Raw genomic sequence first — 10,132 nt, 5'->3', positions numbered from 1 at the left:
CTCTCCGTATTAGACAGTGTGCGCGCGGAAGCATCACCCCACCCCGGCTCACATTCCGCTTCGCTTCATGTGAGCCGACCCTCCCCCTCCAGGGGAGGGTGACCGGTCGTGCCGATGGCTCGAGCTCATATGCGATAGCCCTGCGCTTGCGGGGGAGGGTTGGGGTGGGGGTCTCTCCACGAGTCGCGCTGGTGGCGGCCCCCACCCGCCGCTCATTTCATTCGCGTCGACCTCCCCCGCTGGCGGGAGGTGAACGAGCCTGCTGAAACACGTTTCATTACGTCAAACCAGATCCTACTGCCCGTGCTCCTTCAGCACCTTGTCGCAGGCCTTGCTGAGCCGGGCGCGGTTCTGTTGCAGGCATGCGAGCACGACGGAGTCGCCCTCGCTCATGTGGGCGCGGCAGAAGCGCGAGACGTCGCGCGCGCAGGCATCATGCTCATGCGCGGTCTGCGCCGAGGCGCCGGCCGCGACGAGAAGCAGGGGAATGATCGAGACAAGACGGGTCATCGTGTTGTGCCTTCCTTGGCCGGCAGGTCCGGAAACGAATCCTTGGATGCGGCCCTCCGCCGCGGCCATTCATTCTGCCCCGGCACCATAGCAACATAACGGCGCAGGCGGGAGTTCCTGTCCCGCCTGCGCCGCGTCGAGAAATGCCGGGGAGCCGCCGTCAGTCCTTCTGCGCGACGTTCTTGCCCTTGGCGGCGAGGTCACGGTCCATCACGGTCCGGCAGCCCTGCGACAACTGGGCGCGGTGCTTGATCATGCAGGCGGTGATCGCCGGGATGTTGGGGATGTCGGCGCTGCAGAGCCTGAAGGCGTCGCCGGTGCACATCTCCTGGGCTTCCGCCGAGAAGGCGAAGCTCCGGCTGGTGGCGAAAGTGGCAACCGAGGCGGCGCAGGCCAGCACCAGAGCGGCCCGGCGGATCGTGCGCGTCAAGGAAGTGGTCATGTTCGGCTCCATCGGCCCGCGGCGGGCCCGTTGTTGATGCGAGGAGGATGCGCCGATCGCGGCCGTTCGACTGTGACGGTTGTCACGACACCTGCCACGAGTGTGACGTTTGTCACGTCGAGAAACGGCCGGCGGAAATCCGTCGTGGAACCGCGCCCCGTTGGGGAGGCGTTAAGACTTACTTTGCATTAATGGGCTGCGCAAAAGCTGCGCATCCCGTTATTGCGTATCGTAGGTAGAGTCACATGCGTAATGCCCTAGGCCTGATGCTGGGAAGTGTGGTTGCCGCGGCCATCATCGCCGGAATGTGGTTCCTCGGCACCTCGCTGTGGGCCCACCAGACCGCGCCGCAGACCGTGGCGGCGCGCAAGTCGGACCCGCTGCCGCTGGCCCCTCCCACCACCCTCGCCAAGGACGACGTCGAAATCACCGCGTCGATCTCCAAGCCGGCCGCGCCGGTGCCGGCCCCCATCCTGCCCAAATCCACCTGCGCCAATCCCGATGCGCTCGGCGTCAGCCGCGTGGTCGAGGTCGACACCACGGGTGGCCCCGGCTTCGGCTTCGAGAACTTCAAGCAGCTCGATTTCCTCACCGACAAGGAGGTCGTCCTGACCTTCGACGACGGCCCGTGGCCCGGCAACACGCCCGCGGTGTTGAAGGCGCTCGCCGACGAATGCACCAAGGGCCTGTTCTTTCCGATCGGCAAGCACGCGACCTATCATCCGGAGATTCTCCGGCAGGTGCTCGCGCAGGGCCATACCGTCGGTGCGCATACCTGGTCGCACGCCAATCTGAACGGCAAGAAAGTCACCGACGAGATCGCCAAGGACGAGATCGAGAAGGGCTTCTCGGCCGTGAAATGGGCGCTCGGCACCGATCCCTCGCCGTTCTTCCGCTTCCCGCAACTGCAGCACAATCCGCAGGCCTTGGCCTATCTCGGCACCCGCAACGTCGCGATTTTCTCCTGCGACCTCGACTCGTTCGACTTCCGTCGCGACAGCAGTCCCGACAAGGTCGTGAACACGGTGATGACCAAGCTCGACAAGCTCGGCAAGGGCATCATCCTGATGCACGATTTCCAGAAGCACACCGCGGACGCGCTGCCCGTGCTGCTGCGCCGGCTCAAGGCGGGCGGCTACAAGGTCGTGCAGATGAAGGCCAAGACGACGCTTGCGACCCTGCCCGAATATGACGACGCCTTCGCCAAGGAAGCCAAGCTGCCGCAGGTCTCCTCACGGCCGGTCTCGAGCGTGGTGCAGACGGTTTCGCAGTAGAAGTATCGCAACTTCGCGCTCACGACGCGCGAAGCTGCGACAATTGGTCCGGGAATCGTAGGGTAGGCTAAGCGAAGCGTGCCCACCATGCCAAGCATACCTGTCGAGAGGTGGTGGGCACGGCGCTTGCGCGCCTCAGCCCATCCTACCGACCGAGATCCCGCGTTTTACCAATAGATCCCGTAGCGATGCAGCGCGGCGATGATGCGGCCCGCACTGAAGTGATGCCGCCGATGCGGCATCATGCCGGGGCGCCCCGCATAGCCGGCGTGAGCGGCATAGCTCTGCCGCGCCCCATGGCCGGGATTGGCCGCATTGCGGCGGCTGTACTTCGCGGCGGCATCGGCCTTCGGCGTATCGCCCGTGGTCGTGGTGTCGACCGCCAGCGGCCGGTGGATGTATTTCGGCGTTTCGGCGGGCCTGGTCTGGTCTGCCGCAGCCGGGGCGGCGCCGTTCTGGCTGGAGACCGGCGTAACGGCGTCCGCAGTCCTGGATTGATCGGCAGTGGCGGCGACCTGCTGGTTCGAGCTCGGACCGATCGTGAGGCTGCGGGACGACGGCCCGGCATGAGCGGACGCCGAAACGACGACCATTGCGGTGATCAACAAGATTTTGCGCATCTCAAGGTCTCCCCTTGTCTGACTTGATCGAATTGCCTTGGCCTGACTCTAGGGAAACCACGGACGCAGGTGTGTGATCTCTGTCACCTGGCAAAACTCGCACGCCGCCCTCAAGTCGCGGCAGTTGAAGACGCTGGGACTCATCACCACTGCGGCTTGACTCCGGCGCGGCGCAGATGCCATTTTTGTAAATGGTAGTGCCCGCAAGGGCTGATCAAGGGAATGCGGTGCGTTCGTCACGACGGGCCATGCCGCAGCTGCCCCCGCAACTGTAAGCGGCGAGCCGACGACCATTGAAGCCACTGGGATCGCCTGATCCTGGGAAGGTGGTCCGAAAGCCGTGACCCGCGAGCCAGGAGACCTGCTACCAGCCGTGGTCATGCGCGAATGCGTCGGGCGGGGTGCTCCGAGGCGTTGCAGGAGCCGTGTCAGGTCTGCCGCACCAGGGGCGAAGGGCAGATGGCGCGGCCGACGGGCATGACGGTCCCATCATTCGCCGTCGAGCATAACGTGTCGACCTCAGACAACCATGGACGCCATTTGCCGGCGCGCCTCCGCGCGCATTGCTTTCACCTGAACCGGCCGCGAGAGCGGTGGCTATCCGCCGCCGCGCTGCCACTCGGCGTGATCGGTCTCTTTTTCGCCGATACGATCGAGACTGCCTCGGCGCAAAGCCCGCAGGTTCTCGATCCGATCTACATCTCGCCGCCCAAGCCAAGGCACGAGTCAAGGCACGCCGCTTCCAAACCGACAAGCGACGCCAGGGGGCTGCCGAGACGGGCCGCGCAACAGCCGGCAACACCGGCGGCGGCACGACCCGCGGCCAATTCGGAGCCGCCGTCGACGCCGCTCAACTCGAACGCGGTCGCGACCAGCGCCAGCCGGCTCGGGCTGAGCGTGCATGAGACGCCGGCGACGGTGGAGGTCGTCGGCCGACAGACCATGCGGGAGCAGGGCTATCGCACCACGACCGAGTCCGCGCAGGGCGCGGTCGGCGTGCTGTCCGGGGACGCCGCCGGCGCACCGGGCGGCTTTTCGATGCGCGGCTTCTCGTTCGGCGAGGTGACCGTGCTCTACAACGGCATCTGGATCGGCCCGCAGAGCATCACCTCGCGCGTGATGGACACGGCCGGTCTCGCCCAGGTCGAATTCCTCAAGGGTCCGTCGTCGATCATGTCGGGTCTCGCCGCGATCGGCGGCTCGGTCAATTACGTCAGCAACCAGCCCACCACCGGGCCTATTCGCAACGAGCTGGACGGCTCGATCGATTCGCTCGGCAGCTACCGTACCCATTTCGGCTCCGGCGGCAGCACCAGCGTGCCGGGGCTCGATTATCGCTTCGATGTCAGCTCCTCGAAGCTCAGCAGCTTCATCGACGGCGATGATCAGCGGCTCGACGATGCTTCGGGCCAGATCAACTACCGCGTGAGCGACGCCTTCAAGGTGTTCGGCGCCATCGAGTACAAGCGGGACGACGGTCATGCCTATTGGGGCACGCCGCTGGTCCCCGCCGCCTTCGCCGGACCCTTCGCGACCAACGGCGTGGTCGCCGGCACCGCCGTCAACACCTTCACCGGTTCCGTCCTCGGGCCCCTCACCGTCGACTCGCGGACGCTGCACACCAGCTACAATGTCGCCGACAATTCCGTCGGCGCGCATGAGCTCTGGCTGCGCGGCGGTTTCGAGCTCGCGCTGAACAGCGATGTCACGATCAGGAACCAGGCTTATGAATATGGCGCGAAGCGCCACTGGTATGACAGCGAGACCTACGCCTTCAACGACGCCAGCTCGCTGATCGATCGCGACCGCTTCTTCGTCACCCACAAGCAGCAGGTCGTCGGCGACAACACCGATCTCGTCTGGAACAGCGGCTTCTTCGGCATCGAGAACCGCTTCGCCGCGCAATTGCAGGTGAGCCGGAACGACATCCAGTTCGCCCAGGAGGGCAATCCGGACACCTTCCCGGCCGATTCCGTCACGGTGCTCAATCCGGACCCCGGCTTCTACGGCGTGCCAGAGCCCAACATCCGCAACAGCCGCCTCGACGATCTCGCGATCTCGGTCGAGGACCGGTTGAAGCTCACCCCGATGCTGGCGCTGATCGGCGGCGTCCGCGCCGAGGATCTGACGCTGTCGCGCGACGGCATCAATTTCGACGGCACGATTCCCTCCGGCCAGCCCTTCACCAAGACCTGGACGCCGGTGTCGTATCGCGCGGCTGCGACCCTCGAGCCGGTCAAGGGGCTGATGTTCTACGGCCTGTTTGCCACCGCCTATGATCCGGCCGCCGCCGGCATCTTCTCGGTGACGCCGGGCACGTCGCTGCAATTGACCAGCGCGCGCATCTATGAAACCGGCGTCAAGGCGGTCTCCTCCGACAACCGCGCGGAGGCGACGCTCTCGGCCTATGACATCGAGCGGCGCAACGTCTATGTGGCGCTCACCAACGCGGTCTCGACCCCGGCCGGCGAGGTCCACACCCGCGGCGTCGAGCTCGCCGGCGCGATTCGCCCGGTCGAGAACCTGAAGCTCTGGGGCAATGTCGCGTTCACCCAGGCCCGGTACGGCGATTTCGACGTCTGGACCGGCAACACGCCCTCGAACGTCGCGCCCTTCATCGTCAACGCCGGCGCGTCCTATCGTTTCGATCGATGGCGCTGGCCGGTCGAGATCGGCGGCTCGGTGCGCCATGTCGGGCAGCGCTATCTGTTCGAGGACGACCTCGCCCGGATGCTGCCCTACACCACCGCGGATCTGTTCGCCTTCGTCGACATTCCGGGCCGGGACCTGTGGTGGCAGGGACTTCAGACCATGCGCGTCGCGTTCCGCGTCCGCAACCTCACCGACACCGTCTACGCTGCATGGTCCGATCCCGGTTATCCCGACCAGGTCTATCTCGGCGCGCCGCGGACCTTCGAATTGTCCGCCTCGGCGAAATGGTGATGCGCGGCCGAGGCTGGCTCATCGGGGTGCGCATCCTGGTGAGCCTGCATAGCTGGTGGGGCGTCGTGTTCTGCCTGCTGTTTGCGATGTGGTTCGCGTCGGGAATCGTGATGCACCTCGTGCCGTTCCCGGCGCGCACGATCACGGCGCTTGGTACGGGCAAGGTGCGCTCGGCGGAGGAGGCTCGCAAGCTCGCCGAGGCCTACGGCCGCGGGCACGGCATCGAGCTATCGCGCATCGGCGTCATATCCATCGCTGATGATCAATGGACGGTCGGCGGTGCCTACGATCCGGATCGCCCGCTCTATCGGGCCGAGATCGGCGACGAGGCGGGCACCGAGCTTTATGTCGCATCGTCGACTGGCGATGTCGTGCTGGTCACGACGCGCATGGAGCGCGCTGCGAATTATGCCGGCAGCATTCCGCACTGGATCTATCCGGCGGCGCTGCGTCGTCACCGGCAGGCCTGGAGCACGCTGGTGTGGTGGCTGTCGCTATTCGCAACCCTGGGCGCCGGTCTCGGCGTGATCGTCGGCCTGGTGCGGCTCGGCAAGTGCGCGCCTGCACGTCGCGGCCTGCGAGGCTGGCATCACGTGTCCGGGCTGATCCTCGCGCCTTTCATGCTCTCCTGGATCTTCTCCGGCTTCCTGTCGATGGATGACGGCCGGCTGTTCGCGCATGAGGAGGCGCTGTTTCGCGCGCTGCACACGCTCGACCTCCCCGCATTGACCTCGCGCCCAGGCCTGCGGTCGGGCCTGATCGTCGGCCTCTGCCTGTGCGGCTTTGCGTTCAGCCTGACCGGGGTGGTGCTGTCATGGCGGCGAGTCCGGCAAATTTGAAGCGCGGTCAGTAGCACCGCGTGACGTTGACGGTCTGCTCCTGGCCGCCGCGTCCCCTGACGGTCACCGTCTCGGTGGGACAGCTCGGCACATAGGGATGGTCGGAGGGCGCGACCTGCGGCGGGAAGCGATGCACCCAGTCCCACGGCACGTCGTAAGTGTAGGTGTAGTGGACGTCGCCGGACGGAGCTGGCGGCGGCGCCGCATCGACCTGAGGCTCGCCATAGGACGGATCATAATAGCCGCCCGGCCAGAAAACCCCGTCATGGCGGCCGGGATGATGCCGCAACGCGGCGGCCGGCGGACGAATTGACGCATGCGCGGACGTGAACGTTGCGCCCCGCGCGGCAGCAGGCCTCGCCGTGGCCGCATGGACGGTGAACATCAGCACGGTTGCGCCGAGCACTGCGACCGAAACCGCGAGCATCCTGTTCGACATGGCACCTACCGATCGTTGGTGACTGGGCTCCCTCCGTCCCACACGACGCTAGGCCCGGGCGGTGGCGCCCGCAAATACATCGTTAACGCTTGGTTAAGCCGTAAGGTTAACGCGGACTTGATGGCGCAGTCTGGCGACCTGCCGACCGGCCTTACCCGGGTGACAGCATCTCCGCCTCGACGGTGACCTTGTCGCCGGTCACGTGGCCGAGGATGCGAAACAGCGCGGTGCCGGTCTCGGTGATCGCGAGGAAGCGGATCAGCCGCGTCCCCTGCTCCGTCACGGCTTCCGGCGGCCTGAAGCGTTGGCCGGCATTGCGCAGCAGGATCTGCGCGGCCACCAGGCCGTCGTCATGCAGGACGCGCAACGGGCCCGGGTTCGGCGCGAAGCGGGCCACGATCTCGGCCTGGGTCGCGGCCGGCGCACTCGGCTGGAGACAGTGTGAAAACACCGTGTCGAGCGCTCCGGGATCGGTCCTGGCGACCAGGCCGCCGTCACTCATCCACGCCACCGCGACGCCTGCGCCATCGAGCACGCGGCGGTCATAGGCGTCGTAGACCTCGCATCCCCTGAGGCCGACGAGCTCAGCCTTCCGCACCACGGTCGTGGACTTGGGCCAGCTCAGCCGGCTTGCAATCCGCGTGGCAACATCCTCGCCCTCAGCCATGGCCGTACTCCCGAGTGCCATCAGCAAACCAATCCTCCCCACGATAGTCCCGAAACCTGCACCGCGCACGCCGCCACCTCAATGATTATCGAGATTGACGGGATCATCGGCGCCGCTCTTCTCCGGGATCTGCCCGGGATGGTTCGGATCGAGCGGCGGGTTGGGCGCGAGCACCGATTGCGGTGTCGCCCGCGCCGGGTCCTGCCCGAGGATCTTCGCCATGAAGCGGACGATCTCCTTCGAATCGTTGGAATTGGTGTTGTGGAACGCATCGCCGATGGTGGCGTAGGCGCCCTGCGTGGAGGTGACGAGAAACTGCGCCCGCGCGTAGCAATCCTGCTGGCTCGGCGGATGCCCGAGCGCGGCTTCGCGCCCCACATACCAGGCGCGGTACTCGGCCATGAAGTAGCGATAGGAGGCGTTGTTCTCATCGTGATTGAGGTCGTGGTTGACCTCGTGCGACAGCGTGTCCTCGCTGATCAGCTTGACCGCCGTCAGGTCGCCGGTCAGCGGTCCGTTGCCGGCCGAGATGAAATTCTGATTGAGCGTGATCGTGCTGCCGGTCTTCCAGAACAGGAAATGATCGTCGCTCTGCTCGCCATAGGTGACGGTGCCGGGCGGCGAGGAGATCACCGCCCATTTGATGTCGAGGTTGCCGTCATCGAGCACGTGCTTCAGCGTGTTGTTGTTGATCGTGGTGTCGCCGGTCGAATCCTGCGAGGTGAAGGCGATCATCTTGGCGTCGCGCTGCTGATTGGCGAGCGAATCGCCGCGGAACCAGTCGCGTCCCGCCAACCGTTCGAGATTCCCGATCGACCGTGCGTCGGGGTAGTTCTTGACCTGGCTCAGGATCGCGAACCGCGCATCCGGGCTGAGGCTCCTGTACTTGCCGTCATTCAGCAGCCGGTCATAGGCAGAGGCCGCCGCCGGATTGCCGGCGAGCGCAGTGCGGTTCTCCTCCTGAAGTCTGAGCTCGGCCGGCGTGGCGCCGTTCTTCGACAGCGCGGCAGCGACCGAGAAGCGCAGCGCCGTCTCGCTGACCTGCCGCAGCGCGTCGTCATTGCCGGACGGCGGCCCATTGCCCGCCTGCACCGCGTTCGAGTTGAGGGTGATGGTCTCGCCGGTCTTCCAGAACAGGAAGTGGTTATCGTGCTCAGCGCCGTCGGACGGCGCATTGCCTGCCCATTGCAGCGAGATGCCGTCGTCGCCGAGCAGATGGTTCAGCGTGTCATTGTTGATCCTGGGATCCGCCTTCGAGTCCTGCGAGGCGAAGGCGATCAGCCGCGCGTCCCGCTGCTGGTTGGCAGGCGAATCGCCGCGAAACCATTCGCGCCCGGCCAGCCGCTGCAGGTTCGCGATCGAGCGCGCATCGGGATAATTCCTGATCTCGCTGAGCACGGCCATGCGGGCATCCGGGCTCAGCGACTTGTACTGCTGGTCGTTGAGCAGCTTGTCGTAGGCGGCGCTCGCCGCGGGATCGTGGGCGAGCGCGGCGCGGTTCTGCTCCTGCAGCTTGATCTCCGCAGGCGTCGCACCGTCGGTCGACAGCGCCGCCACCACGCTCGCATACTGGTCGGGTGACAGGATCTGCTTCAGATGTTGCAGATCGTCGGGGCTGGCGGTCGCCAGCGGCGACCTGCCGGCCGCCTCCAGCGCGTCATGCGCGAAGGCGCTCGCCTCGATCCGCTTGAAGGGATCGCGCGGGCCGCTGTCCTCCACATTGGCCGCCTGCCGCGCGTCGGCCAATTCCACCATGGCGCCGAGATTGCGGTCCCCGGCAACATCGCGCGCCAGGGTCGATGCCGAGGACGTATCGTTTTCCTTGGCCCATTTCGCGGCGCTGCGATCGATCAGATATTGCTGCTCCTCGCGGCTGAGCTGACCGAGGCTGGAACGGCCGTGCAGCGCGTCGGCGACCTTGTCGCCGCCATTGGCGGCCCATGGCAGATAGCCGCTGCCGAAATCGTTGCCCGCATCATGCGCCAGCCAGTTATCGATCTGCTTCTGGCGGTCGGGCGAAACGGATGGTCCAGTCGGAGGCGAAAGCGGAGGGCCCTGTTTCGCCTGGGTGACCGCGGCGTCGAACGCCGACCGGTCGGGAGGCGTGCCGGCCGGCTGGCGCTGCGGTGGCGGGCCGTCGGGAATCGCACGGAAAGTCACGGTCATTGTCGATGCTCCCTCACCGCATGCAGGTTGCGAATGGCGACGCCGCCACCCGCGCATTGACGCATCAGGATAATTCATAATCCTGTATGCAGGTGCGCGCGATGCGCCTCTGTATGCCTGTTAGCTAGCCTTGCTTCATGACCAAAGCATGTTGCGGCCGATGCGCGCCGCGCCGCGTCCCGGCATCACTTCGACTGCGCCGAATCGGTCCGCCGATCGATCTTCGTTATTT

At 65.9% G+C, this 10,132-nt stretch carries 9 protein-coding genes and 1 riboswitch; of the genes, 3 read left to right on the top strand and 6 right to left on the bottom strand.

Annotated elements, in window-relative coordinates:
- Positions 1 to 294 precede the first annotated feature (294 nt).
- Together JOY90_RS16850 and JOY90_RS16845 are read right to left on the bottom strand one after the other, a co-directional pair.
- Positions 295 to 510: a hypothetical protein gene (locus JOY90_RS16850; protein WP_291692250.1), complete on the bottom strand. Its 216-nt coding sequence runs from the start codon at positions 508 to 510 to the stop codon at positions 295 to 297.
- A gap of 160 nt (positions 511 to 670) precedes the next feature.
- The gene (locus JOY90_RS16845; RefSeq protein WP_291692249.1) at positions 671 to 952 is read right to left on the bottom strand and encodes a hypothetical protein; all 282 of its coding nucleotides are present in this window, start codon (positions 950 to 952) and stop codon (positions 671 to 673) included.
- Between the two features lie 245 nt (positions 953 to 1,197).
- Here JOY90_RS16845 and JOY90_RS16840 point away from each other — a divergent pair, with 245 nt between their 5' ends.
- Positions 1,198 to 2,226: a polysaccharide deacetylase family protein gene (locus tag JOY90_RS16840; RefSeq protein WP_291692248.1), complete on the top strand. Its 1,029-nt coding sequence runs from the start codon at positions 1,198 to 1,200 to the stop codon at positions 2,224 to 2,226.
- A gap of 167 nt (positions 2,227 to 2,393) precedes the next feature.
- On the opposite strand, the gene JOY90_RS16835 is transcribed toward JOY90_RS16840, so the two are convergent.
- The gene (locus JOY90_RS16835) at positions 2,394 to 2,846 is read right to left on the bottom strand and encodes a hypothetical protein (protein ID WP_291692247.1); all 453 of its coding nucleotides are present in this window, start codon (positions 2,844 to 2,846) and stop codon (positions 2,394 to 2,396) included.
- Between the two features lie 178 nt (positions 2,847 to 3,024).
- A riboswitch (cobalamin riboswitch) is annotated at positions 3,025 to 3,230 on the top strand.
- A gap of 126 nt (positions 3,231 to 3,356) precedes the next feature.
- Here JOY90_RS16835 and JOY90_RS16830 point away from each other — a divergent pair.
- Positions 3,357 to 5,789, top strand: a complete 2,433-nt coding sequence (locus JOY90_RS16830) for a TonB-dependent siderophore receptor (protein WP_291692246.1) — start codon at positions 3,357 to 3,359, stop codon at positions 5,787 to 5,789.
- Positions 5,789 to 6,628 carry a PepSY domain-containing protein gene (locus JOY90_RS16825; protein ID WP_291692245.1) on the top strand — a complete coding sequence of 280 codons (840 nt, stop codon included), beginning with the start codon at positions 5,789 to 5,791 and terminating at the stop codon, positions 6,626 to 6,628. Before JOY90_RS16830 ends, JOY90_RS16825 begins: the two co-directional genes overlap by 1 nt.
- Positions 6,629 to 6,635: 7 nt before the next feature.
- Here the strand turns inward: JOY90_RS16825 and JOY90_RS16820 are convergent, their stop codons facing one another.
- The 3 genes from JOY90_RS16820 to JOY90_RS16810 all read right to left on the bottom strand — a co-directional run bounded on the left by JOY90_RS16820 (position 6,636) and on the right by JOY90_RS16810 (position 9,900).
- Positions 6,636 to 7,067: a hypothetical protein gene (locus JOY90_RS16820; RefSeq protein WP_291692244.1), complete on the bottom strand. Its 432-nt coding sequence runs from the start codon at positions 7,065 to 7,067 to the stop codon at positions 6,636 to 6,638.
- A 151-nt stretch (positions 7,068 to 7,218) separates the two neighbouring features.
- Complete coding sequence (locus tag JOY90_RS16815) at positions 7,219 to 7,734, bottom strand: hypothetical protein (RefSeq protein ID WP_291692243.1); 516 nt, start codon at positions 7,732 to 7,734, stop codon at positions 7,219 to 7,221.
- Positions 7,735 to 7,812: 78 nt separating this feature from the next.
- Positions 7,813 to 9,900, bottom strand: a complete 2,088-nt coding sequence (locus tag JOY90_RS16810; protein WP_291692242.1) for a hypothetical protein — start codon at positions 9,898 to 9,900, stop codon at positions 7,813 to 7,815.
- Positions 9,901 to 10,132 lie beyond the last annotated feature (232 nt).

Source organism: Bradyrhizobium sp. (assembly GCF_019242285.1).
Classification (GTDB): Bacteria; Pseudomonadota; Alphaproteobacteria; order Rhizobiales; family Xanthobacteraceae; genus Bradyrhizobium.
The sequence above is the reverse complement of the archived record's forward strand: the minus strand, read 5'-3'. Positions and strand labels throughout refer to the sequence as shown.